Below are 22,079 nucleotides of genomic sequence, written 5' to 3' on the forward strand. Positions count from 1 at the left end.
ATCGCGCCAGATCGGGGAAGCCACACTATACCGCAACCCTTATTGCGAATAATTCGCAATAGCAAGAAGCTGCGGGTTATTACCGCTGGATCGCATCGCTCGATGACAGTTTTGCAACAGAAAGCGCGATCATCTTGCCGCGGCCAGATCCGGAAGTGGATGACCCGCCCCGGGGGGACAGCCGGGCGGGTCGGGGTACGACACGGGGTGGATGAGGCGCCCGTGCCGGACGCACAATCCACGGTCGACGTGTTTTCGAGCGAAGGAGGTTTACGGGTTCGCGTCAAGAAAACGCGTCAACCAAAACCGCTCCGTCGATCGATCAGAAATTGCAGGTACGCACGCGGCCCATGTAATTGCCGAACACATCGTATTGGCGAACCCAGCCGCAGCGGCGATAGCCGTCGTAGTAGTAGCCATTGTTCGCGGCGATGGCGCTGCCGACAACCGCTGCGCCGACGAGGCCGGCGCCGACGCCCCAGCCCCAGTGGTGGTGGTGGAACGGCTTGGCTTGCGCCTGGGTGGTCGACGTCGCGATCGTGCCGGTGACAGCGAGCGCGGCGAGAGCGAGAGCAGCAATCTTGGTCTTGATCGACATGGATAACTCCATCCTGTTGAAGGCGGCGCCGGGATGGCCCGCACGCACCGTTGGACGGAGCCTCCGCGATTTGGGTTCGAAGCGCAGGAAGGAGCCTGTGGCTGTCGATTATTCGGCTGTCAGAACAGCGGCTTAGTGGACGAGCGTGGTCCGGCTGCGAGCTTGTTCACGTCGAAGTTATCGACATCGATAAGCAGCTCGCAGAACGCGCGCGCGCCGTTATCGAGCAGGCGCTCGCCCTTCTCCGCGGAGGCCTTGGTCGCATCGCCGACCGCGCCGCTTGCGTGCAGGTCTTGTGTTTGCCAGGCGAATGGCGCGGGCCGTTGCGTCGACAGCCAGCGATGATCCTTTTCGATCGCAATGCTGGCGGGACGAAAATCCGCGATCGCTTCGTTGCGCACCGTCTGCGGATAGCGCGCCAGCATGATCGAGGTCTCGACCGCGCCGCCGTGAATGCCGTGGCGCACTTCTTCCGCATCGAACAGCTTCTCCGCCGCGCTCAGCCGCGACCAGCTCGTGGTGATCACCAGCATCCCGTGTTGCGCGCGCAAATCCTGCGCGACCAGGCTCATCGCGGCGCTGTTGCCGCCATGGCTCGTGACCATCACCAGCTTCTTGACGCCTGTGCGTGCCACGCTGCCGCCGAGCGCCGTCCACGTCTTCAATGCGACATTGGTCGGCAGCGTCAGCGTGCCCGGAAAATCGATATGCTCGGTGGAAATGCCGACCGGCTGCAGCGGCAGGAAGGTGGCGGGGAGGCCGACCGGCAACAGCTCGCGCACGAGCGCCAGATAGGCTTCGGCGACCATGATGTCGGTGCCGAGGGGCAGATGCGGCCCGTGCTGCTCGGTCGCCGCGAGCGGCAGCACCGCGATCCAGCGCGCCGGATCGGCGCCAGCGATCTCCGGCCAGCGGATTTCGGTCCAGTCGCGGGGTGGAACAGTGGAAGTCATGCCAAACGTTTCTCTGCCAAGCGTTCCTTTGCGCGGATTTGCGAGGTAATTTGCCGGCCCTGCCGCGGGCGCATTCGGCGTCCATCACCCATCATGGGCCATAACCAGCGACGGAGTCCAACCATGAAGCGGGCCTTTTTGCTGCGAGCGTTAACTATAGCCGTTTTCGCCCTGGTTGCGGCCTTTGCGCCGGCAAGGTCCCAGACCTTGGACAAGGTTTCGTTTGGCACCAACTGGGTCGCGGAGGCCGAGCATGGCGGCTTCTTCCAGGCGCTGGTCGACGGCACCTACAACAAATATGGCCTCGAAGTCACCATCGTTCCCGGCGGTCCCAACAACAACAATCGCATCCTCCTGATCGCCGGCAAGATCGATTTCTTCATGAGTGCGAACTCGCTGCAGTCGTTCGACGCGGTCACCAACAACGTGCCGCTGGTCGCCGTCGCCGCGATGTTCCAGAAGGACCCGCAGGTGCTGTTGACCCATCCTGACATCAAGGCAACCAAGCTCGAGGATCTGAAGCCGCTGACGCTGCTCGTCTCCAAGGAGGGCATGACGACCTACTTCCAGTGGCTGAAATCCGAATACGGATTCAGCGAGAGCAAGGTCAAGCCGTACACCTTCAACCCGCAACCCTTCATCGTCGACAAGAAGAGCGCGATGCAGGGCTATGTCACCTCGGAGCCGTTCGCGGTGGAGAAGGCCGCAAGCTTCAAGCCCGGAATCTTCCTGCTCGCCGATTACGGCTTCAACACCTATTCGACCTTGATCGAGACCCGTCGCGAGATGGTCGAGAAGAAGCCAGATCTCGTCCAGCGCTTCGTCGACGCCTCCATCATCGGCTGGTACAACTATCTCTACGGCGACAATGCCGCTGCGAACGCCATGATCAAGAAGCTCAATCCGGAAATGACCGACGAACTGCTCAGCTATTCCATCGACAAGATGAAGGAATACGGCATCGTCGATTCCGGCGACTCCTTGAAGAACGGCATCGGCGCCATGACCGACGAACGGATGGCGAGCTTCTTCGACAAGATGGTGCGGGCCGGCGTCGTTCGCTCCGATATCGACTTCCGCCAGGCCTATACGCTGCGCTTCGTCAACAAGGGCGTCGGGCTCGACCTGCGGCCGAAGAAGTAAGCACGAAGATTGCTCTCGTGATGGCCGAGCAAGCCTCAAGCGAACTGGACGCCGGCTCCCCGCTTGCGGTGAGCCTGCGTGGCGTCACGAAAGTCTATGACACCGGCGTCGCGGCGCTCGGGCCCGTTGACCTCGACGTCCGGCGCGGCGAGTTCGTGTCGCTGGTCGGGCCGTCGGGCTGCGGCAAATCCACCGCGCTGCGGCTGATCGCGGGCCTTGCCGCGCCGACCGCCGGCACGGTCAGCGTCTCGCCTCTCGCGGCGGAAATGCGCGGCCATCACCCGATGGGTTTCGTGTTCCAGGAGCCGACCCTGATGCCATGGGCGAGCGTGCGCGAAAATGTCCGCCTGCCGCTGAAACTTGCCCATGCGCCGACAGGCGAGGCGGATGCGCGCATCGACGAGGCGCTGGCGCAGGTCGGGCTTGCCGAATTCGCCAAGGCCTATCCGCGCGAACTGTCCGGTGGCATGAAGATGCGGGTCTCGTTGGCCAGGGCGCTGGTCACCGATCCCGATATTCTCCTGATGGACGAGCCATTCGCGGCGCTGGACGAGATCACGCGTTTCCGCCTCAACAACGATCTGCTCGCGCTCTGGCGCAAGCTGCACAAGACCGTGATCTTCGTCACCCATTCGGTGTTCGAGTCGGTGTATCTCTCGCAGCGCGTGATCGTGATGACGGCGCGGCCGGGGCGGATCGGTGCGGAGTTTCGCATCAGCGCGACCGAGCCGCGCGGCGAGGAATTCCGCACCTCCGCCGAATATGCCGGCTTCTGCCGCCAGGTTTCGGGCGCGCTGGCGCCGGCCTATGCGGGACAGGCCGGCGTATGAAGTCCTCGCTGCATGCGGTCCGCCTGCTGTTGCCGGTCGTCGTCTTCGCGGCCGCTGTCGTGCTGTGGGAAGCGATCGTTCGCATCAACAATATCCAGCCCTATGTACTGCCGGGGCCGGTGGCGGTGTTTCAGACCCTGATTGGCGACTGGCCGGTGCTGTCGCAATCGCTGGGCGTCACCTTGCTGACCACGCTGGAAGGTTTTGTGGCGGCCGCGATCGGCGGCATCGCGCTGGCGCTGTTGTTCAACCAGTCGAAATGGCTGGAATATTCGCTGTTCCCCTATGCGGTGATCCTGCAGGTCACGCCGGTGATTGCGATCGCGCCGCTGCTTCTGATCTATCTGCAGCAACAGACCGCCGTGGTGGTCTGCGCCTGGATCGTCGCCTTCTTTCCAGTCCTGTCCAACACCACGCTCGGGCTCAATTCCGTTGACCGCAACCTCGCCGGGCTGTTCCAGCTTTACGGCGCGACGCGGCTGCAGACTTTGTGTTTTCTGAAACTGCCGGCGGCGCTGCCGTTCATCCTCGGAGGATTGCGGATCGCGGGCGGCCTGTCGCTGATCGGCGCGGTCGTGGCCGAGATCGCGGCCGGCACCGCGGGCGCAGGCTCCGGTCTCGCCTTCCGCATCGCCGAGTCCGGCTATCGTCTCAACATTCCACGTATGTTCGCGGCGTTGTTCCTGCTCTCGGTCGCCGGGATTGTCATCTATGGGGTGCTGGCGCTAATTTCGCACCTGGTATTGCGGCGCTGGCACGAGAGCGCGCTTGGAAAGGAAAGCTGATGGCTGCAACTATCTCTTCTGACAAGATCGACCTTTTGGTCTACGGGCCGATCCGTCCCATTCTGCAGAACGGCTTTCCCGATCAGTTCATCCTGCACACTGCCGAAAACCGCGCCGATCTCGAGCGGTTGACGCCGGAGACCAAGGCCAAGATCCGCGGCATGGCCGTGACCTATCACACCGTGTCCACAGACAGGACCGTGCTGGCGCAATTCCCGAAGCTCGAGCTCGTTGCGAGCTTCGGCGTCGGCTACGACCATGTCGAGTCCGCCTATGCGCGCGAGCACAACATCATCGTCACCAATACGCCCGACGTCCTGACCGAGGAGGTCGCCGACGTCGCCATGGGCCTCCTGATCGCGACCCTGCGCGAATTCATCAAGGCCGACCGCTATGTGCGCTCCGGCCTCTGGCAGACGCAGAACTATCCCTTGAGCGTCGGCTCGCTGCGCGACCGCAAGGTCGGCATCGTCGGCATGGGGCGGATCGGGCAGGCGATCGGCCGCAGGCTCGAGGCTTCGCTCGTTCCGGTCGTCTATCATTCGCGCAATCCGGCGGCCGGCGTGTCCTACCAGCATTATCCCGACCTGATCGAGATGGCGAAGGCGGTGGATACGCTTGTCGTGATCGTGCCCGGCGGCGCCTCCACCGCGAAGATGATCAATGCCGATGTGTTGAAGGCGCTCGGCCCGCGGGGCGTGGTGATCAACGTCGCGCGAGGTTCGGTCGTGGACGAGCCGGCGCTGATCGCGGCGTTGAAATCGGGGACCATCCTGGCCGCCGGTCTCGACGTGTTCGCCACCGAGCCCAACGTGCCGGACGAGCTGAAGTCGATGCAGAATGTCGTGGTGCTGCCACATATCGGTTCGGCTTCCGTGGTAACGCGCAATGCCATGGACCAGCTCGTGGTCGACAATCTCAAAAGCTGGTTCGCCGGCAAGCCGCCGCTCACGCCCGTCGCGGAAACCCCGGTAAAGGGACGTTGATCAGGGATAGTCGATGTCAGTCCGCCGTTTCAGCGTCGTGGTGGCAATGCTGCTTGCAATCGCCGGCGGCGCTGGACCTGCGTCGTCCCAGGATGCCACGTCGCTGAAAAAGGAAATGATCGGGCAGTGGGAGCTTGCGACCACCGAGCGCAGCAAGACCTGCGTCGTCACGCTGAAGGGCGATGCCGCGGCCCAAGGCCTCAAGCTCGAGCTCGAGCCTTCCTGTCCGGCGGCCCTGCCTTTCACCAAGGACATCGCCGCCTGGAACATCAAGGGCCTCGACATCGTGCGGCTGCAGAATGCGGTTGGCGAACCGGTGATCGATTTCACTGAGGTCGAGAGCGGCATCTTTGAGGGGCATCGGACCGGCGAGGGCGTCTACATCCTGCAAAACCTCGCCGCGGCGCGCGCGCTCGCCAAGTCGATGGACCAGATGATCGGCGACTGGTCGATGGTGCGCGGCAACGGACAGGCGATCTGCGGCCTGACGCTGACCAATACCGAAGCCGGTCAGGACAATTTCCAGGTCTTCTTGAAGCCGAAATGCGATCCGGCGGTGACGGCGTTCGCGCCGACGGTCTGGCGGCTCGATCACGGCCAGATGTTGCTGATGTCCGAGAAGGGCGAGACTTGGCAGTTCGAGGCCGACGACAATGCGCAGTGGCGCAAGGTCCCCGACAGCGCCGACCCCCTGATCATGCTGCGCGACCAGTAGCAGCCGCTATGGCGTGATGCGATTTGGTCGAGTCGGCGGCGGTTCCTTCGCGGCCCATCCTTCGAGACGCCCGCCTTTGGCGGGCTCCTCAGGATGAGGTCTGATTTCGCGGCGGAATCTTAGACCCTCATGGTGAGGAGCGCCGCTTGCGGCGCGTCTCGAGACGATGCTGCGCATCGCTCGGAGAACCATGAGGCCCGCCTCGTTCACAGCCATCAAACAGCTATATGCGATAGCCCTGCCCGCAAGCGGGAGAGGGAGTGCAGCATCCACCGCCGATACGGCAAGTCTTCGATCTGAGCCGTTGGTAATCCGCTGCTATCAGCCGATGGCGGTGGCCTCGTTGGCGGCGCGCTGCATGCTCGACGACATCTCGCCGGTGACGACGCTCTGCTCCTCGACCGCGGCCGCCGTCGACGTCACATATTCGCCCACCGCCTCGATCGACCGGCGGACCGTGCCCAGCGCAGTGACCACGTCGACGGAAATGCCATTCAGCGAGTCGATTTCGACGCCAATCTTGTCGGTCGCCTGCTTGGCCTGGTTGGCCAGGTTCTTGACCTCGGCGGCGACCACCGCGAAGCCACGGCCGGCCTCGCCGGCGCGTGCGGACTCGATGGTCGCGTTCAGCGCGAGCAGGTTGATCTGGCCGGTGATGTCGCCGATCATCTGCAGGATGCCGCTCATCGAGGCGGCCGCGGCGGTCAGCCGCTGCGCCTGGTGGTCGGCGGATTGCACATGGTCGGTGGCGGCCGCAGCCGTTTCCTTGGACTTGACCATCGCCTCCGAGATCTCGCGCACCGAGGCATTCAATTCCTCGGCGCCGGCCGCGACCTGCTCCATCATGCCGCGGACGCGCTCGCTCTTCAGCCGCGCGATAACCTGGGCGGTGACGTCGGAGGCGTATTTGACGACCTTGAACGGCTTGCCGTTGAGATCCATGATCGGATTGTAGGAGGCCTGGATCCAGACTTCGCGTCCGCCGGCGCCGACACGGCGAAACTCACCGGTCTGGTATTCGCCGCGATTAAGCGCAGCCCAGAATTCCCGATAGGCTGGCAGGTCACGCTCGGCGGGATCGACGAACATGCTGTGGTGACGGCCCTGGATGTCGTGCAGCGTGTAGCCCAGCGTCTTCAGGAAATTCGCGTTCGCCGTTCTTACCGTGCCGTCCATCGCGAACTCGATCACGGCCTGCGACTTGTCGATGGCCGCGATCTGGCCGGCAAAATCGGCGTTGCGCAGCTTCTGCTCGGTCACGTCGGTGGCGAATTTGACCACCTTGAACGGCTTGCCGTTCTCATCGAACACCGGATTGTATGACGCGAGAATCCAGACCTCTCTGCCGCCCTTGCCGATCCGCTTGAACTCACCGGTCTCGAACTCGCCTCGGTTCAGCTTCTGCCAGAACTCCCGATAGTTCGGGCTGTCGCGGAATGATGCCTCGACAAACATGCTGTGGTGCTTGCCCTGGATCTCGGCCAGCGAATAGCCGAGCGCGCGCAGGAAATTCTCATTGGCGGTGATGACAGTGCCGTCGAGATTGAATTCGATCACCGCCTGGACGCGGCCGATGGCCGTGGTCTGCGCCCGGAAGTCCAGGTTCTGCAGCCGGATCGAAGCATCGGACCATTCCACGGCGAAGCCTGCGCGCTGCCCGTCGTCCGTGGTCAGCGGCGTGATCATGAGATCGAAGGCGCGGCCACCGAACCTGATGGTCTCCCGGTGCGGCGACTTCAACTGTCCCAGAAGGTGCCGCTGGGCGGAATCCCTGTAAAACATGTCGATGCTGCCGCCGATCAGCTTGGCGACCGAGAAGCCCGGAAGCTCCTTGCGGATGTCGGCTTCCGCGTCGGTGAGCAGCTTTATCACCGCACGGTTCATGTAGGTGATGGTCAGTGACGCATCCGCGACCATCAGGTTGGCAGTGATGACGTCGGCGGCAGTCTTGGCAATGTCACCGGCACGCGATTTCCGGCTTCCGAACATGTGTGGGGTTCCTGCGTTGGGGGGCCAGGCGATGAAATTGTCGATCAGGTATTCACGGTCGGCGAATCAAAATTCCAAAAGTCACCAGAAGTTTCTCAGCATGGTGTGAATGGTCCCTTAAACATCCGGTTACCGCTGACAAAATCGCCGAGCTCCGATATTGCGTTGCGGCCGAAGACGTAAACCCCTGCTAATCGGCGCTTTCTTTCCGTCACCTGTCCGTGTGCTGGGACGAGGAACGCCCTTGGCGTGCGCGGCGTTGGCTGTTGATGTCTCGATCTGTCTTTTTCCGACCAGGAGCGGATTATGGCGACGACCGTGCTTGCAATCGGCATCGATCCCGCATTCGCGGATTTCAGCGCCTTTCCGCAGCTCACGCCGGAACTCATCAGGAACTATATCGACGCGCAGATCGATCAGTTGCGCACCCACGGCTATCAGGCGGAAGCCTGTCTGGTCGATCTTGGCGATACCGCCGAGCGGGTGGTGGCCATGGCGCTGGAGTCGAAACGGTTCGACTGCGTCGTCATCGGCGCGGGCCTGCGCGAGCCCGCCGAGCAACTGCTGCTGTTCGAGAAGATCATCAACCTCGTGCACCGGCTGGCGCCGGAGGCCTCCATCTGCTTCAACACTTCGCCCGCCGATACGATGGATGCGGTGCGACGCTGGGTTGCGCCGTAAGACCGCCGCCGCATCACGGGCACCACTTGAAGGAGAGGGTCGCCTGCTTCGCCGTTCCGAGGGCCGGGCGGGTTTGTTTCTATGTTTCCACTTGTTTCTATTTAATGCCCGATGTTTCCATCTGTGTCTTCGGCGATGCGAACGATCCTAGCGTTTCTCTCTCGAGGCTTCACACACGATCACCGCACCGATGTACTCCGACCAGGGAATCTCGTCAGGGCGCCGAGGGATGGAGTCTGTCGATGCAATCTGTCACGTCCTTGTATGTGACCGGTTTAGCAAGGCTTTTTATCGGCGGCCCGTTGCCTTTGCGAACTTCCACGCTTTTTCCGTCACGAGCGTGCGTGACCTGATAACCGCGATACAACCAGGTCTTGCCTTCTGTCCAGGTCGGACGTTGCTCTTCCGTCATCGGCTCAACGCTCCCTGATTGATCGGCCAATCTCCGGGGCCGCTGCCAGTTTCTCATCAATCGAACACGCTGTCACGACGCCATCGCAATTGCACTAGATTGTGAACGTCGGTCGATGAACGCTCGAGTGGTGATTCGATACCAAGCTTTGCAGGCGACGATTTATTGCAGTCACGTTTCTCACAGCAAAGATGCTAGCAAATGGCACAAAATCCAATCGTTATCGAAAACCAGAACACCGGCACCTCTCAAGCAGTGTGGGACCTCAGCGGTCCGGCAGCCACCAATATCGAAGGCTTCGCCACCAGCATCAGCGTCAATAGTGGAAGCCAGATCGGCTTCAAGATCAATACCGATTCGACGAACTACCGGATCGACATCTATCGCCTTGGCTATTACGGCGGCGACGGCGCTCGTTTCGTAACGTCCATTCAGCAGAACGCCGCGTCGATCCAGCCGTCGCAACCGGACGGTGATCCTTCGATCGGTCTGTACGATGCCGCCAACTGGAACGTCACCGTCACGTGGACCGTCCCCGCGACGGCGGTCTCCGGCGTGTATATCGCAAAGCTTGTCCGTCAGGACACGACAGCCGGCGAAAGCCATATGACCTTTGTCGTCCGCAATGACGGTGCGGCGCGGGATATCGTCTTCAAGACCTCCGACACGACATGGCATGCCTACAACGGCTGGGGCGGTGCAAGCCTGTACGGAGGAAATGCGACGCAGAGTGGTGACGGGCGCGCTTTCAAAGTCAGCTACAACCGGCCCTTCGGCACACGTGACGGTATTGGGCTATATGCTGGCCCGCAGGATTTCGTGTTCAGCGGGGAGTATGCAGCGATTCGCTGGCTCGAGCGAAACGGATACGATGTGACCTACATCTCAACCGTCGACGCGGGGCCGGGCAACATTCCGCTGACGAACTACAGGGTGTTCATGTCGGTCGGACACGATGAATATTGGTCCGGCGATCTCCGGACCAATGTAGAGGCCGCACGTGATGCGGGCGTGCACCTCATCTTCATGAGCGGCAACGAGGTTTACTGGAAAACGCGATGGGAAGCGGATGCGAACGGTACGGCGAACCGCATTCTCGTCTGCTACAAGGAAACCCACGCCGCCGCAAAAATCGATCCGTCGCCGGAGTGGACCGGCACCTGGCGCGATCCGAGCTTCAGCCCTCCGTCCGATGGAGGACGTCCTGAAAATGCGCTGACCGGCACCATCTTCCAGGTGGATTCATTTCGCGGCGACACGATCACGATTCCCTCGAACCTCGCACAGTTCAGATTCTGGCGGAATACGGCGGTGCAAGCCGGCACGACCAACTCTCTGGCAATCGGCATGCTTGGCTACGAATGGGACGAAGCGCCAGACAACGGCTTCCGGCCGGGCGGATTGATTGCAGTGTCATCGACGGTCCTTCCGGTGGACACCTATCTGCTCGATTATGGCAACACCACCGGCGCCCGGACTGCGACACATAATCTCGTCCTGTATCGCGCACCGAGCGGGGCAATCGTGTTCGGTACGGGAACGGTCTTCCTGTCTTTTGGCCTCGACACGACGCACGACTACTGCAACCTTGGCAGTGTGGGACCGACGCCCGAAGATCCGAACGTACAGCAGGCCATGGTGAACCTGTTTGCGGACATGGGCGTGCAGCCGCAAACCCTGCAGACGAACCTCGTTGCCGCCAGCGCATCAACGGATCACACGCCGCCGGTCTCGACGATCTCTACTCCCGCTTCGGGTGCAAGCCTTGTCCAGCAGCAAGCGGTGACGATTTCGGGCACCGCGAGCGATGTCGGCGGGCTGGTTGCGGTCGTCGAGGTCTCGACCGACGGCGGAACGACCTGGCACCCGGCCACAGGCACCACGAACTGGACATACACGTGGTGGCCACTGCAGCCGGGCACATTCACAATCAAGTCCCGTGCTGTCGACGACAGCCTCAATATGGAGACACCCGCCGCCGGTGTAACCGTAAGCGTTGTACCTGCAGCGATCGTGAGCCTTTTCACGCCTGCTGATGCGCCGTTTGTGGTACTCGCCAACGATCCCTTGGCAATAGAGCTTGGTATCCGAGTGCAGATCAGCTCTGCCGGCACTGTCAGCGGTATCCGTTTCTACAAGGAGCCGCTCAACACCGGGCCGCACGTCGGCAATTTCTGGAGCGCCGACGGAACGTTGCTTGCAACCGCGGCCTTCTCCGGCGAAACGTCAAGCGGCTGGCAGCAGGTCAATTTTCCGACTCCGGTCACTGTCAATGCAGGCGCCACATACGTTGCGTCGTACCACACCGCTACGGGCCTCTATTCGGCGGACTTGAACTACTTTCTCAATACGCGGAGCGCGGGTCCGCTGCGCGCACCGGCCGCCGGCGTCAATGGTGTATTTGCCTATGGATCGACGAGCATTTTTCCCGTGAGCTCAAATCTGAACGGCAATTACTGGGTCGATTTGGTACTCAACCGCGCTGGTGGAACCGGGAACCTTCCACCCATCGCGAATGACGTCGGAGGCTTTGTCACCCTTCCCAACTCCGTCCTGTCCATTCCGGCCGCCTCGATCCTGGCTAATGATACGGATCCAAATGGCTACACAATATCCATCTCAAGCGTCAGCAGCCCGGTCAATGGAACGGTGAGCTACGATGCAGCAACGCAAGTCGTTAGCTTCACACCGACGACCGGTTACCTTGGGGCAGCCAGCTTCACTTATACAATCACCAACGGCCATGGCGGCACCGCCTCCGCAACTGTATCGCTGACCGTGAGTGCTGGCACCGTCAGCCTGTTCGGACCATCGACGACACCGGCAACGATTACAGTGGACGACCCCAGCCTGGTCGAACTCGGGGTCAAGTTCGAGACATCCGTTGCCGGCCAGGTCCTCGGAATTCTTTTCTACAAGGGTCCGCAAAACACAAGCGCGCATGTCGTCAATCTGTGGACCTCGACGGGTACCCTGCTGGCCAGTGCAGCATCCAACAACGAAACCGCGAGTGGTTGGCAGTCCGTGGGTTTGCCCACACCGGTGACCTTGACCGCCAATACGATCTATGTCGCGTCCTATCACACCAAGGGCTTCTACTCGGTGGACGAGGCCTACTTCGCCACTGACCATACCAGTGGGCCGCTCACGGCCCCTAACAGCGCCGGCAGCAACGGCAACGGAGTCTTCTCCTACGGCCCCAGCGGCAGCTTCCCGACTAGCAGTTTCAACGCAAGCAACTATTGGGTCGATGTACTTTTCAACCCGAATGCCACCGGAAACCTACCTCCCGTTGCGAACAACGACAGCGGATTTACAACGCTTCAGAATACTGTCCTTGCCATTCCTGCCGCTACGATTCTGGCCAATGACTCGGATCCCAACGGCTTTGCCCTGTCGATCTTGAGCGTCGGCACCCCGACCAACGGAACCGTCAGCTACAATGCAACGACGCAGGTGGTCAATTTCACGCCGACCAGCGGCTACCTCGGAGCGGCGAACTTCACATACACAATCACCAACGGCCACGGAGGGACAGCCTCGGCAACCGTCTCACTGACTGTTATCCCATCCAATGCCATCAGCCTCTTCACCGCCACGACCACCCCGGCAAACATCACGGTCAATGATTCAAATGCGGTCGAACTCGGGGTCAAGTTCGAGACGTCGGCCGGCGGCCTCGTCTTTGCAATTCTCTTTTACAAAGGGCCGCAGAACACTGGTCCGCATATCGTCAACCTATGGACTGCGACCGGGACCCTGCTAGCCAGCGCAACATCCGCCAACGAGACCCCCGGCGGCTGGCAAACTGTCAATCTCGCTACACCGGTGGCATTGACCGCCAACACGATCTACGTCGCTTCTTATCACTGCAACGGCTTTTATTCGGCGGACCCCAACTATTTCGCCGCCGACCATATCAGCGGCGCACTTACGGCGCCGGCCAGCACGAGCAGCGGGGGCAATGGTGTCTATGTCTACGGCACCAGCAGCAGCTTCCCGACAAATACCTTCAACGCCAATAACTACTGGGTCGACGTGCTGTTCGTCGCCGGCGCTGGGCCGTAAAGATGACAAGCGGGAAATGCAAAGTGAACCGGCTGCCGGCTCAACCAATGGTACCAGGCTCTAGGTCCTGATCGGATGTCCATTCCATATCGCCGCTCCTTTCGGATCATGTGCTAGCTCGTTTGACCGGTGGAGGAAAATCGCTCCAGCAGCCACCTTCCAGCGGGACCAGGCAATCGATCGGCAGGGTAGACGGCTTGGAAGGGCATCATGCCCGCCGATGGCCCTTCCAGTTCGATGCGCTCGAGACGACCCTCCGCCAGATCTTCGCTGATCAGCCAGAGCGGCATGTGCCCCCATCCAAGCCCGGCACGCAAGAAAGCGTGCTTCGCGCCGAGATCGGCAAGCCGCCAGATGTTCTTCCCCTGCACGCCATAATCAACCCCGCTCGTGAGCGAGGAGCGATCGGTGAGCACGAGCTGTGTTTCATCCAGCACATCCCGAAGCGCAACGGGTCCTTGCCTGCCGGTCAGAGGCGACCCTGGAGCGGCCACCGTCACGATTTGCTCGCTGAACAGACGTTCGGCTGTCAGCCCTGGGGGAAGGAATGGAAGTGTGCCTGTGATACCGAGGCTGCACTGACCGTTGAGCACGAGCTCCGCGACGCGGCCCAGCGCCTCGATGTGGAGTCTGAGCGGCGTGGACGGGAAGCGCTGCTTGAAGCTGCCGAGCGCATCGGTAAGGCACCGCTGAGGAAACATGACGTCAACAACGATGGACAGCTCGGGCTCCAAGCCGGCCGAGAAACTTCGCGCCTTAGCCTTCAGCGCGTCGGCACCAGTCACCACGCGGCGCGCGTCGGCGAGCAGGTTTGCTCCGTGCACCGTCAGTCGAGGGTAGCGGCCGATCCTCTCGAACAATGTGATGCCGAGCTGCGCCTCCAGATTGGCGATGGTTTGGCTCACGACGGACTGCGCGCGGCCGATCGCGCGGCCTGCCGCCGAGAAGCTGCCGTTGTCCGCGGCGGCGACGAACGTGCGCAGGTGATCAAGCGAGACCCCGTCCAACATGCAAGTATCGGTCCTGACGATACATGGTATCGGCTAATATAGGCTTATGTGGGGACATGGGAGCCCTTAACCAGAGGGTGAAGGAGCCGCCATGTCACAGAATATCTTCATCATCGGAGCGTCAGGGTTTGTCGGAAGTACCCTCGCGAGGCATTTCGTTGCGAAAGGCCACGACGTGCTGGGGCTCGCTCGGTCCGATCGCGCCGAGACTGCGTTGGGAGGTGCGGGCGTCCGGACCATTCGCGGTGATCTCGACACAGACATGGCCCCGGTGCTCGCCGCGGCACGTTCGGCCGACGCGGTCGTCTATGCTGCCCAGATCGCCTTTGATCGCGAGCCGGCCGTCGTACGGAAGCTGTGCGACGAGCTCGCCGGAAGCGGCAAGACGCTGATCTTCCTGTCGGGTACCGGCGTCTTCATGCAGCGTACCGGTGGGGCATGGAGCGCGGATAGCTTCGCCGAAGACGATCCCTTCGTGCCGGAGCCACTGGCGCTTCCAAGGGTCGAGGCGGAGGGGATTGTGCGGGCCGCAGCCGAGAACGGGCTGCGCAGCATGGTGGTGCGGCCGCCGGTGATCTGGGGACCTGGCGACAACGGGCCTGTGGCAGGCGTCTACCGCTCCGTCGCGCTCACGGGTGCCGCCTGTTACATCGGCGCGGGACTTGCCGCCTATTCCAATGTCCACAGTGCCGATTTGGCGCGATTGTTCTCCCTCGCAATCGAACGCGGGCAGGGCGGTGCGCTCTATCACGCGGTCGCCGGCGAGATACCGTACCGCTGGATTGCCGAGGCGGTGGCGCGCGACTTGGGCGTCGGCACGCGCAGCTTGGCGATGGACGAAGCGGCCGAGGTGTTCGATCCATTCGGCGTGCTGCTTCAGTCGGCATGCAGCCGCTCGCGCGATCCGCGGACACGATCTGAGCTGGGCTGGCAACCCACCCAATTCGACATGTTGTCAGAGGTCGGCGAACCGCGCCTGCGCGCGCTCGCAAACGCGCAATCCGAGGCAGGAGCGAATGTATGAATACGCATGAAGGCAAGATCGCGATCGTGACCGGCGGCAGACAGGGCATCGGCCGCGGCATCGCCAACCTTCTCGCCGAAAGAGGCGCCAAGGTCGTGATCGTCAATCGCGAGAATGCCCCGGATGCGGCGCGGGCGATTGGCAACGGAGCCATTGCGATCGCTGCCGACGTAACCAGCGACGCCGATTGGGCTGAGGTCGCTCGCCAGGTCGAGCAAGCGTTCGGTCGCGTCGACATCCTCGTCCACGCCGCGGGCATCTATCCTTTGGCGACGCTCGATCAGATGACGGCGGCGGAATGGCGGCGCGTTCTGGCGGTGAACCTCGATGCGCATCTGCTCGGCGCCCGCGCGATCGTGCCGCTGATGCGCAAGGCGGGGGGTGGCGCGATCGTCGCGATCGGCTCGGATGCGGTTGCCATGGTGACGCCCCCCGGCATGGGCTTCTCCCACTATGTCACTTCCAAGATGGGGATGGTCGGCCTGGTGCGCGCGCTCGCCAATGAGCTCGCAGCCCACAACATCATCGTCAACGCCGTCCATCCCGGAATCACCGACACCGAGGGTGCAAGCGGAATGCCCAACGAGCAGAAGGCGCAGGTGTACATGATGCAGGCGATCAAGCGGCTCGGCGCACCCGCCGACATCGCCGGCCCAGTCGCCTTTCTCACCAGCGACGATGCGCGTTTCGTCACGGGGCAGACGCTGGTGGTCGACGGTGGCCTGATGCGGCTCTGAGGGAAGAAGATAGCTTTTCAAGCGCTTCCGCGCTTTCTCGACAGCATAGCGCGTCGCCGACTGGCCCCTCCGAATCCTGCTCGCGCAAGCCTTCATCGCTGCAGGCGCCGCGAAGCTCGGCGGCGCGCCAGCGATGGTGGCGATGGTCACGAGCCTAGATCAGCCGCATCCCCTTCAGGCTCGCGTGGCCGTTCTTGCCGACGATGATGTGGTCGTGCACGGAGATGCCGAGCGGTTTGGCGATATCGATGATCGCCTTGGTCATCTGGATGTCGGCCTGCGAGGGCGTCGGGTCGCCGGAAGGATGGTTGTGCATCAACATACTTGAAGGAAGAATCTCATTTAGAAGCAAGCGTCTAGTGATTTCCTAAGTTCGGAAGGGGTATGTAATTGGGGTTAGTTTCCTCGTTACAGATCGTGATAAACCCGAAGTGTCATGCAGTTGCTTTCACGAGACTCCACGATCACGGTGTAGCACGGATTCCGAATCGATATCCATCTCGTCTAAAGCTGATGACGCTTGCTGCTCAAGCTATCCGTGGTACTAAGGCGGCCTCACAATCAAGGAATATTGAGTGCCTAAAAAAGTAAAGAGGACGGTCGTGCGTCGCGAGTACACCAAAGCCGATGTGAAGGAGTTGCGTGCGCATTCGAGGGCGAAAACACCCGTCGTTAAAATCGCGAAGCTTACAAAACGTAGCGTGGGTTCGCTGCGGCAGAAAGCGCTCAAGCTTGGGATTCGTCTAGGCCACCGACGCTAGGTCCATGCCAGCCGGCTCGCTGACAATATGACTGAGCAAAAGCGGAAGATCATATGATGCTGTTCAACAAGGTTTTCTCGACGAGGAGGCTATTGCAGATGATCTGCGTTCTGGGTGCAGTCGTCGCGATGAAAGCATTGAGCATGCATTATGATTTCAGCTGGGTAACCGCCCTGGCGGCTGAATGAGAAAACAGTCCCGACCATCGCAGCGCCAGCGCAGTAATCACATACGGCTCAGAATAGACGCCGCGGTGGCGAATTAAGCGAACGGCCGGTTGTGGCGCAAAGCGGACGTTCGCCAAACATCCGACTTCTGAGAAGGGCCAAGACCGGAAGTCGCGGTCGCGGCCGAGTGCGGCGAGAGGGGAATAACCGAAGCGAGAACGGCTGAGAAACGGCGCGCGTCACTCTGGAAGTCCCGCTTTGCGGAGACCGTCGCCAAACAATCCAACCCGCCATTGACCGCTCCGAGCGGCCCCATTCAGAAATGCGAAAATCAGGCGCGCTTGGTTCCGCGCTCCAGGAGCTCTGCAACACGATCAGAAATGCTTTGACTTGCTTTTGGGGTCGCGTTGCCCCGGTTGGGCTTGCAGCCCGCCAGTTGGTACGCCTCATCTGCCGTTTTGCCCTTGGCGAGTTCCTGTGCAAAGCGCTCTTGCTTGGTGTTGGAGAGGACGCGCATTGGTCAGCATCAGCGTCGCAGAGCACAATCGTAACCAAGGCCGGCCATCACCTTATGTCGCCGGCGAGGGTTGGGCGCAGAGCGGTTGCCCGGTCTATAGGAACGTCAACAAGACCGGGGCGTTGAACTGGAGGCGCTGATGCCGAAAGTCAGCGCCCGCGGGGCCATTGTCAAACTCATGGCCGCCGTGCTGGGCTGAGCTACTGCTGTATCTGACGACGCAGGACTGCGAGGCCATTATGGCCAAACTTGGAGCGCCCCGGCCGTTGCACACAAGAGCAACACGGAGGGGACATGAGAAACATTGTGAACGAAGCCGGCGAGATCGTCGCCAAGGCAACGCGTGACGGCACGTTGGTCGGCGGACACCACCGCATCGCGGTGGCGGCTAGCCTCGGTCAAAAGCTGGTCTGGCAAGACACCGGCGAACCTGTCAACCTTGAGGTCTTCTTCAGGCATCCGGCAAGTTCTCTGCGACATACAGCTTGATGCGCTCGCCGAGCGTAACGCTTCAGACAAGTGAGGCTATAATAGCCAAGGTCCTCAAACGATCCGGCACCGCGGCGAATTCCACCAACGAGCAACCCCATGAAAGTCAAAGACCTGATAGATGAGCTACAGAAGCTCGATCCGGAGATGCCGGTCGTTGCTTCCAGCCCTGACGGCTTCGATCTCTATGAGCCGACACTTGACCGCGAATGGATCACGATAGACCAGTTCGGTAGTCCGCAGCGCGCCCTTTCAGACGAGGCCGGGGCCATGCAAGCCCTCCGCCTATAGCCGGCGGCCCACGCCAGCGACGACAACAATGCCGCGGTGACGGTTCGCTTCGCTGAGGACTTGCTGGCCAAGATTGGAACGCGAGGAGCCGGCATAGGTTGGATGACTGCGCACCATAGCAGCGGCGCTGAAACACATCACAGAGGCGAAATGATCCGAAAAATCGTGAACGAAGCCATGATCCGAACAATCGTGAACGAAGCCGGCATTGAAGTCGGCGAGACCAACCTCGACGGCATGCTTATCAAAGGGCACCACCGCGTCGACGCCGAGCTAAAGCTCGGCCACAAACTGTTCTTCAGGACCGGCGGCGCTCCGGCAAGGATAAACTGCATCACCATTGACCATACCGCGCACAAGATCACGCTGGCGGTGGACGGCTTCAGTCGGGAAGCTTGAGCACCGTTCGCCCCGCGTATCGTTGTTCCGATACATCTGCTTCAAGCTGCGGACGAACTTGAACCAAGCGTCCTGCTGATCGGCATCATCGAACACGATGTTTGAATTGGATCACAGCCTCGCCGAGTCCGTCACGCTGCCGCTCCTCGCGCTCGACCGCCTCACCAACATCGAACAGCTTGGCCAGCGCATCGGTGTCAAAACCGATCTTGCCGATGTCGAAGTTCAGCGCCTCGATCTCGCGAATTTCCATGCGCAGCAGGTCTTGATCCCAGCGGCATTCATCGGGAGCTGATTGTCGGCGAGCACATAGGCCTTCTTCTGCGCCTCAGTCCAACCTCGCGTCGTCATGACCGGGATTTCCCGGATGCCCAGCTTCTTCGCGGCGAGGACGCGACTATGCCCGGCAATGATGACGCCGTCCTCATCGACCAGGAGCGGCGTCGTCCAGTCCCATTCCTCAATGTTGGCCGCTATCTGCGCAATCTGCGTTGCCGAGTGCGTCCGCGCGTTCTTGGCGAATGGCACAAGGCTGGCAACGGAACCGCGCCTGCGTCATCTGCCGGAAACGGCACGGTCATCAGAGCGGCTCACTCACAATCATACTCGGCGACAGTACGATCGTTGTCGCTCAAGTCCAGCCCAGTTGCTTTTTGTCCGCATCGCGACCAAGTCCGGTCTACCCCAAAGAGTCGACGTGAGGCCGAGGGGCTGGCTAGTCGCGTACGGGCCAGAAGCGGACAAGCGTTTTCAACAACACGAAGGTTCTAGGGCTTTCAATAGAGCCAAGCCGATGACTTACCGACGGGCATTATCCGTTCTTCTGAGGCTGGATGTTGCGGCAAGAAGTAGAGCAATGGGATGGCAAGGGGCCCGATAGCCGCAGCGATCCACACCCAACGCCGCTGACTACGCCCCCGCTCGTAGGCAAGATAGCCGACAACAGGCATCGAGACGAGAGCCACGACAATCACAAATGCGTCCATCCCAGCGTGTGCGAGATGGTTTAAAAAACAGATCGAAGCAGCGAACGTCACAAAAGCCAAAATAAGGTCTTCCATTCCGGACTCCTACTTTGGGTTGAACATAACACGAAAGCGCGCTCGCAGTCAGCGGCCAATATTGAAACTTTAAGTGAGGCTTGAATGTCGGCGAATGCCGCTTCCGCTACGGGTCAAAATGCGAAGAACTCAGAGTGAGCAAATCTGGCCCCGCTCCGCCCCAGTAAGCGGACCTCAATGAGGGGTGTCGCCACTTCGCTGATGGGCCATAACCGGAATTAAGCGCCGCATCCGATCATCTTGAAGGCACTTGGCACTTCGCGCTTAGTGTCGGATCACTTGCGGAACGAGCTCGTAGTTCCAAAGGATGTGAGCATAGGCCGATTAGAGACGGCGACCCGGCTAACCGGAACCTTCCGGAGTTTTTTTGGTTCTATGCACGCCGGGCCCGAGGCTTTCTGCGGCGTAGAGTAGGCCCAACATTCAAGGGGACCTCCATGCATCGATTGATCGCGATCGCATTCGCGCTGGCCTTGGGTTGCTTCGCCCTCACCGCATCGGCCGAGCAATGCGGGGACAAGCTTCAGCAGGACAAACCCCAGCAGAACTCAGCCGATGAGGCTCAGGTCAGGGGCGATCTCAAGGCCGGCTCGGAGTGCGCCACTCCACGCGATAAGGAAGAGTCTGCAAAGAAGAATGAGGACAGGGCCGCAAAGCTCAAGAGCGAAGGTAAGGTCGAAGACCACACCACCGGACAACCGCCTCCCAAGAAATAGAGGCCGAGCGCGAGCAATGGACCGCGCATCGACGTGCGGTCGAATAAGGGGGGGCAATTGGCCAAGTTTAAACTGCCGCGGCGCGCCCCCTAACCCATGTTTTCCGCTTGCAGCTTTGATTTCACAGGAAAGCAGCGCCGAGCAATCGGTCGCCGCTTGCTCGTCGAATGTCTGCTACGGGTCTTGGTCGTGTAAAAACGGCTTGAGAGGGACGTCGGTATTGGGAGCAAAAACCCGAGTGGGTCTCAGGCTGCGATTGCAGCGATCAGCGGTTTGGTCCCGACGATGTTCATGACCCGTGTCAGATTATAGGCCAGGACCGAGAGTGCCATTTCAGCGGCTACTTTTGGAAGCGTTTTAGTCACGAAGTGCGTCGCCCCCATGCGGGCCTTCATCGTGCCGAACGGATGCTCGACTGTCTCTCGACGCTGGCGCATGGCTTGTGGATTTGCATCAAGGCGCTGCTGCACAGCTTCGAGCAGATGCTCATGCTCCCATCGGGGAATCCGCCGCTCTGGCCCTGTCGTGCACTGCGATTTAAGCGAACAATCTTGACAGGCTGTGGTCCAGTAGCGCCGTAGCCGCTTGCCGTCTTCCTCGCTCGTAAAGCGATATGGCAGTTGCTCCCCAGCTGGACAGCGATAGGCGTCCTCCTCTGCAAATAGACAAAGTCCTGTTTGCCGAAGCGGCCATCTGACTTGGCGCCCGACGTCTGCGGCTTGGGCAGAGTTACCGTGATGCCGGCCTCGTGGCACGCGAGGATCTCCAGGCTGCTGAAGTAGCCGCGATCGGCAACGGCCTCGAGCGTCTCGGTCTTTAGAACAGCCTTCGCCTGCTTGGCCATATTGGCCAGTTGAGCCCGATCTGAGCCGCTGTTCGTGACCTCATGCGTCACAATCAGATGGTGCTTGGTATCCACGGCGACCTGCACATTGTAGCCGACGACGCCGGAACCACGGCCGCTCGTCGCCATCGAACGGCTGTCGGGATCGGTCAGAGAGATCTGCTGGTCGGGCGAAGCGAGCATCTGCTTCTCGTAAACGGCAAGCTTGCCCATCTCCTCCTTCAGCTTCGTCAGCTTCTCGGTAAGCCTTGTTACCTTCGCCGCCAGCGCCTCCGTCGGTTCCTGTCGATCGGCGGTATCAAGTTGGCTCAGATAGCGCGCGACGCTCTCCTCCAGCTGGGCGCGCCGCCGTTCCACCTTCGCCCGTGTGAAGTTCTTGTCCCGGTTGTTCACGGCCTTGAACTTGCTGCCATCGATGGCGACGCTCGCCGTCGCCAGAAGGCCCATCTCACGACAGAGTTCGACGAAACGCGCACATACCTTGCGTAGCGCCAGGCCATTGTCCTTGCGGAAGTCCGCGATCGTCTTGTGATCAGGAGCGAGCCGACCCAGCAGCCACATGACCTCGACATTGCGTCCGGCTTCTCGTTCGAGCCGCCGGCTCGACTGAACCCGGTTCAGATAGCCGTAAATGTAAAGCTTGAGGAGAACCGCGGGGTGGTATGACGGCCGACCAGTCGCCGCCGGCTCAACCCCTTCGAAGCTCATCTCAGCCAAATCGAGCGCATCGACAAACACGTCGATCCCGCGAACAGGGTTGCTCTCATCAATGAAATCATCGAGGCATTCGGGCAACAGCGTCCATTGCCCTCGATCCGCCTCCTCAACGAAGCGCCTCATCAATTCCCCCGCAGAATCACGAGAGAATCATACCAGCGGTCAGCGTTTTCACACAGCCAGGGA

Annotated in this window: 23 protein-coding genes and 2 pseudogenes; 14 read left to right on the forward strand and 11 right to left on the reverse strand. The window is 61.0% G+C overall.

The genetic code is table 11. The annotated features are described in order from the left end of the window. Positions 1–322: 322 nt before the first annotated feature. Together CWO89_RS10425 and CWO89_RS10430 are read right to left on the reverse strand one after the other, a co-directional pair. Positions 323–598, reverse strand: coding sequence for a hypothetical protein (locus CWO89_RS10425; protein WP_130578536.1), 276 nt, complete (start codon positions 596–598; stop codon positions 323–325). A gap of 119 nt (positions 599–717) precedes the next feature. Continuing rightward, entirely contained in the window at positions 718–1,551 is an 834-nt protein-coding gene (locus tag CWO89_RS10430) for a creatininase family protein (protein ID WP_130578537.1), read from the reverse strand. Positions 1,552–1,674: 123 nt separating this feature from the next. Between CWO89_RS10430 and CWO89_RS10435 the strand changes: the two genes are divergently transcribed. From CWO89_RS10435 to CWO89_RS10455, 5 genes are read left to right on the forward strand one after another with little or no spacing between them, the layout of a single operon-like run. Beyond that, positions 1,675–2,694 (forward strand): ABC transporter substrate-binding protein, encoded by a 1,020-nt coding sequence (locus CWO89_RS10435; RefSeq protein ID WP_130578538.1) that lies wholly within the window; start codon positions 1,675–1,677, stop codon positions 2,692–2,694. A gap of 20 nt (positions 2,695–2,714) precedes the next feature. Next, positions 2,715–3,524 carry an ABC transporter ATP-binding protein gene (locus CWO89_RS10440; protein WP_130578539.1) on the forward strand — a complete coding sequence of 270 codons (810 nt, stop codon included), beginning with the start codon at positions 2,715–2,717 and terminating at the stop codon, positions 3,522–3,524. After that, positions 3,521–4,309: an ABC transporter permease gene (locus tag CWO89_RS10445; protein ID WP_130578540.1), complete on the forward strand. Its 789-nt coding sequence runs from the start codon at positions 3,521–3,523 to the stop codon at positions 4,307–4,309. The genes CWO89_RS10440 and CWO89_RS10445 overlap by 4 nt, the downstream gene beginning before the upstream one ends. Beyond that, on the forward strand, positions 4,309–5,295 hold the full coding sequence (locus CWO89_RS10450; protein WP_165421085.1) for a 2-hydroxyacid dehydrogenase: 987 nt from the start codon (positions 4,309–4,311) through the stop codon (positions 5,293–5,295). Before CWO89_RS10445 ends, CWO89_RS10450 begins: the two co-directional genes overlap by 1 nt. Before the next feature lie 46 nt (positions 5,296–5,341). Beyond that, positions 5,342–6,010 carry a protease inhibitor Inh/omp19 family protein gene (locus tag CWO89_RS10455; protein WP_394567347.1) on the forward strand — a complete coding sequence of 223 codons (669 nt, stop codon included), beginning with the start codon at positions 5,342–5,344 and terminating at the stop codon, positions 6,008–6,010. Positions 6,011–6,331: 321 nt separating this feature from the next. Here CWO89_RS10455 and CWO89_RS10460 read toward each other — a convergent pair whose 3' ends face one another. Beyond that, entirely contained in the window at positions 6,332–7,999 is a 1,668-nt protein-coding gene (locus CWO89_RS10460; RefSeq protein WP_130578542.1) for a methyl-accepting chemotaxis protein, read from the reverse strand. 306 nt (positions 8,000–8,305) lie between these two features. Here CWO89_RS10460 and CWO89_RS10465 point away from each other — a divergent pair, with 306 nt between their 5' ends. After that, positions 8,306–8,680, forward strand: coding sequence for a hypothetical protein (locus tag CWO89_RS10465; RefSeq protein WP_130578543.1), 375 nt, complete (start codon positions 8,306–8,308; stop codon positions 8,678–8,680). A gap of 214 nt (positions 8,681–8,894) precedes the next feature. Here the strand turns inward: CWO89_RS10465 and CWO89_RS10470 are convergent, their stop codons facing one another. Beyond that, on the reverse strand, positions 8,895–9,092 hold the full coding sequence (locus CWO89_RS10470) for a hypothetical protein (RefSeq protein WP_130578544.1): 198 nt from the start codon (positions 9,090–9,092) through the stop codon (positions 8,895–8,897). Positions 9,093–9,293: 201 nt separating this feature from the next. Between CWO89_RS10470 and CWO89_RS10475 the strand changes: the two genes are divergently transcribed. Beyond that, positions 9,294–13,160, forward strand: a complete 3,867-nt coding sequence (locus CWO89_RS10475) for a DUF4082 domain-containing protein (RefSeq protein WP_130578545.1) — start codon at positions 9,294–9,296, stop codon at positions 13,158–13,160. A 113-nt stretch (positions 13,161–13,273) separates the two neighbouring features. Here the strand turns inward: CWO89_RS10475 and CWO89_RS10480 are convergent, their stop codons facing one another. Continuing rightward, the gene (locus CWO89_RS10480) at positions 13,274–14,170 is read right to left on the reverse strand and encodes a LysR family transcriptional regulator (protein WP_130578546.1); all 897 of its coding nucleotides are present in this window, start codon (positions 14,168–14,170) and stop codon (positions 13,274–13,276) included. Between the two features lie 91 nt (positions 14,171–14,261). Between CWO89_RS10480 and CWO89_RS10485 the strand changes: the two genes are divergently transcribed. Then, on the forward strand, positions 14,262–15,194 hold the full coding sequence (locus tag CWO89_RS10485; RefSeq protein WP_130578547.1) for an NAD-dependent epimerase/dehydratase family protein: 933 nt from the start codon (positions 14,262–14,264) through the stop codon (positions 15,192–15,194). After that, positions 15,191–15,931: an SDR family NAD(P)-dependent oxidoreductase gene (locus CWO89_RS10490; RefSeq protein ID WP_130578548.1), complete on the forward strand. Its 741-nt coding sequence runs from the start codon at positions 15,191–15,193 to the stop codon at positions 15,929–15,931. Before CWO89_RS10485 ends, CWO89_RS10490 begins: the two co-directional genes overlap by 4 nt. A 154-nt stretch (positions 15,932–16,085) precedes the next feature. Here CWO89_RS10490 and CWO89_RS10495 read toward each other — a convergent pair. Then, positions 16,086–16,253: pseudogene (locus CWO89_RS10495) on the reverse strand (JAB domain-containing protein); the annotation flags it as partial. A 495-nt stretch (positions 16,254–16,748) separates the two neighbouring features. Here CWO89_RS10495 and CWO89_RS48815 point away from each other — a divergent pair. Continuing rightward, complete coding sequence (locus tag CWO89_RS48815; protein ID WP_283813527.1) at positions 16,749–16,880, forward strand: hypothetical protein; 132 nt, start codon at positions 16,749–16,751, stop codon at positions 16,878–16,880. A gap of 310 nt (positions 16,881–17,190) precedes the next feature. On the opposite strand, the gene CWO89_RS10505 is transcribed toward CWO89_RS48815, so the two are convergent. Next, positions 17,191–17,376: a terminase small subunit gene (locus tag CWO89_RS10505; protein WP_130578550.1), complete on the reverse strand. Its 186-nt coding sequence runs from the start codon at positions 17,374–17,376 to the stop codon at positions 17,191–17,193. Positions 17,377–17,670: 294 nt separating this feature from the next. On the opposite strand from CWO89_RS10505, the gene CWO89_RS10510 reads away from it, so the two are divergent. From CWO89_RS10510 to CWO89_RS10520, 3 genes are all read left to right on the forward strand, one after another. Next, on the forward strand, positions 17,671–17,865 hold the full coding sequence (locus tag CWO89_RS10510) for a hypothetical protein (RefSeq protein ID WP_130578551.1): 195 nt from the start codon (positions 17,671–17,673) through the stop codon (positions 17,863–17,865). Between the two features lie 99 nt (positions 17,866–17,964). Next, positions 17,965–18,156 (forward strand): hypothetical protein, encoded by a 192-nt coding sequence (locus CWO89_RS10515; protein WP_130578552.1) that lies wholly within the window; start codon positions 17,965–17,967, stop codon positions 18,154–18,156. A 150-nt stretch (positions 18,157–18,306) separates the two neighbouring features. Next, positions 18,307–18,555, forward strand: coding sequence for a hypothetical protein (locus tag CWO89_RS10520; protein ID WP_130578553.1), 249 nt, complete (start codon positions 18,307–18,309; stop codon positions 18,553–18,555). Between the two features lie 85 nt (positions 18,556–18,640). Here CWO89_RS10520 and CWO89_RS45795 read toward each other — a convergent pair whose 3' ends face one another. The 3 genes from CWO89_RS45795 to CWO89_RS10530 form a co-directional block, all read right to left on the reverse strand. Next, positions 18,641–18,808 carry a hypothetical protein gene (locus CWO89_RS45795; RefSeq protein ID WP_165421086.1) on the reverse strand — a complete coding sequence of 56 codons (168 nt, stop codon included), beginning with the start codon at positions 18,806–18,808 and terminating at the stop codon, positions 18,641–18,643. Next, the gene (locus tag CWO89_RS10525) at positions 18,781–19,083 is read right to left on the reverse strand and encodes a ParB/Srx family N-terminal domain-containing protein (RefSeq protein ID WP_130578554.1); all 303 of its coding nucleotides are present in this window, start codon (positions 19,081–19,083) and stop codon (positions 18,781–18,783) included. The genes CWO89_RS45795 and CWO89_RS10525 overlap by 28 nt, the downstream gene beginning before the upstream one ends. Before the next feature lie 248 nt (positions 19,084–19,331). Beyond that, a complete protein-coding gene (locus CWO89_RS10530) occupies positions 19,332–19,616 on the reverse strand; it encodes a hypothetical protein (RefSeq protein WP_130578555.1) in 285 nt (94 codons plus the stop codon). Between the two features lie 437 nt (positions 19,617–20,053). On the opposite strand from CWO89_RS10530, the gene CWO89_RS10535 reads away from it, so the two are divergent. Next, positions 20,054–20,332: a hypothetical protein gene (locus CWO89_RS10535; RefSeq protein ID WP_130578556.1), complete on the forward strand. Its 279-nt coding sequence runs from the start codon at positions 20,054–20,056 to the stop codon at positions 20,330–20,332. A 245-nt stretch (positions 20,333–20,577) separates the two neighbouring features. Here CWO89_RS10535 and CWO89_RS10540 read toward each other — a convergent pair. After that, a pseudogene (locus CWO89_RS10540) lies at positions 20,578–22,016 on the reverse strand (IS1182 family transposase). Positions 22,017–22,079 lie beyond the last annotated feature (63 nt).

It is taken from the genome of Bradyrhizobium sp. Leo170 (assembly GCF_004296405.1).
In the GTDB taxonomy this organism is placed as follows: domain Bacteria; phylum Pseudomonadota; class Alphaproteobacteria; order Rhizobiales; family Xanthobacteraceae; genus Bradyrhizobium.

Excerpts from the sequence above, each read along its gene's own strand:
- CWO89_RS10520 (WP_130578553.1), top strand. The coding sequence starts at position 18,307 with ATGATCCGAAAAATCGTGAACGAAGCCATGATCCGAACAATCGTGAAC.
- CWO89_RS10455 (WP_394567347.1), top strand. The coding sequence starts at position 5,342 with ATGCTGCTTGCAATCGCCGGCGGCGCTGGACCTGCGTCGTCCCAGGAT.
- CWO89_RS10435 (WP_130578538.1), top strand. The coding sequence starts at position 1,675 with ATGAAGCGGGCCTTTTTGCTGCGAGCGTTAACTATAGCCGTTTTCGCC.
- CWO89_RS45795 (WP_165421086.1), bottom strand. The coding sequence starts at position 18,808 with ATGGAAATTCGCGAGATCGAGGCGCTGAACTTCGACATCGGCAAGATC.
- CWO89_RS10450 (WP_165421085.1), top strand. The coding sequence starts at position 4,309 with ATGGCTGCAACTATCTCTTCTGACAAGATCGACCTTTTGGTCTACGGG.
- CWO89_RS10505 (WP_130578550.1), bottom strand. The coding sequence starts at position 17,376 with ATGCGCGTCCTCTCCAACACCAAGCAAGAGCGCTTTGCACAGGAACTC.
- CWO89_RS10480 (WP_130578546.1), bottom strand. The coding sequence starts at position 14,170 with ATGTTGGACGGGGTCTCGCTTGATCACCTGCGCACGTTCGTCGCCGCC.
- CWO89_RS10465 (WP_130578543.1), top strand. The coding sequence starts at position 8,306 with ATGGCGACGACCGTGCTTGCAATCGGCATCGATCCCGCATTCGCGGAT.
- CWO89_RS10470 (WP_130578544.1), bottom strand. The coding sequence starts at position 9,092 with ATGACGGAAGAGCAACGTCCGACCTGGACAGAAGGCAAGACCTGGTTG.
- CWO89_RS10460 (WP_130578542.1), bottom strand. The coding sequence starts at position 7,999 with ATGTTCGGAAGCCGGAAATCGCGTGCCGGTGACATTGCCAAGACTGCC.
- CWO89_RS48815 (WP_283813527.1), top strand. The coding sequence starts at position 16,749 with ATGCTGTTCAACAAGGTTTTCTCGACGAGGAGGCTATTGCAGATGATC.
- CWO89_RS10485 (WP_130578547.1), top strand. The coding sequence starts at position 14,262 with ATGTCACAGAATATCTTCATCATCGGAGCGTCAGGGTTTGTCGGAAGT.
- CWO89_RS10445 (WP_130578540.1), top strand. The coding sequence starts at position 3,521 with ATGAAGTCCTCGCTGCATGCGGTCCGCCTGCTGTTGCCGGTCGTCGTC.
- CWO89_RS10440 (WP_130578539.1), top strand. The coding sequence starts at position 2,715 with ATGGCCGAGCAAGCCTCAAGCGAACTGGACGCCGGCTCCCCGCTTGCG.
- CWO89_RS10535 (WP_130578556.1), top strand. The coding sequence starts at position 20,054 with ATGCATCGATTGATCGCGATCGCATTCGCGCTGGCCTTGGGTTGCTTC.
- CWO89_RS10515 (WP_130578552.1), top strand. The coding sequence starts at position 17,965 with ATGAAAGTCAAAGACCTGATAGATGAGCTACAGAAGCTCGATCCGGAG.
- CWO89_RS10490 (WP_130578548.1), top strand. The coding sequence starts at position 15,191 with ATGAATACGCATGAAGGCAAGATCGCGATCGTGACCGGCGGCAGACAG.
- CWO89_RS10530 (WP_130578555.1), bottom strand. The coding sequence starts at position 19,616 with ATGGAAGACCTTATTTTGGCTTTTGTGACGTTCGCTGCTTCGATCTGT.
- CWO89_RS10425 (WP_130578536.1), bottom strand. The coding sequence starts at position 598 with ATGTCGATCAAGACCAAGATTGCTGCTCTCGCTCTCGCCGCGCTCGCT.
- CWO89_RS10430 (WP_130578537.1), bottom strand. The coding sequence starts at position 1,551 with ATGACTTCCACTGTTCCACCCCGCGACTGGACCGAAATCCGCTGGCCG.
- CWO89_RS10510 (WP_130578551.1), top strand. The coding sequence starts at position 17,671 with ATGAGAAACATTGTGAACGAAGCCGGCGAGATCGTCGCCAAGGCAACG.
- CWO89_RS10475 (WP_130578545.1), top strand. The coding sequence starts at position 9,294 with ATGGCACAAAATCCAATCGTTATCGAAAACCAGAACACCGGCACCTCT.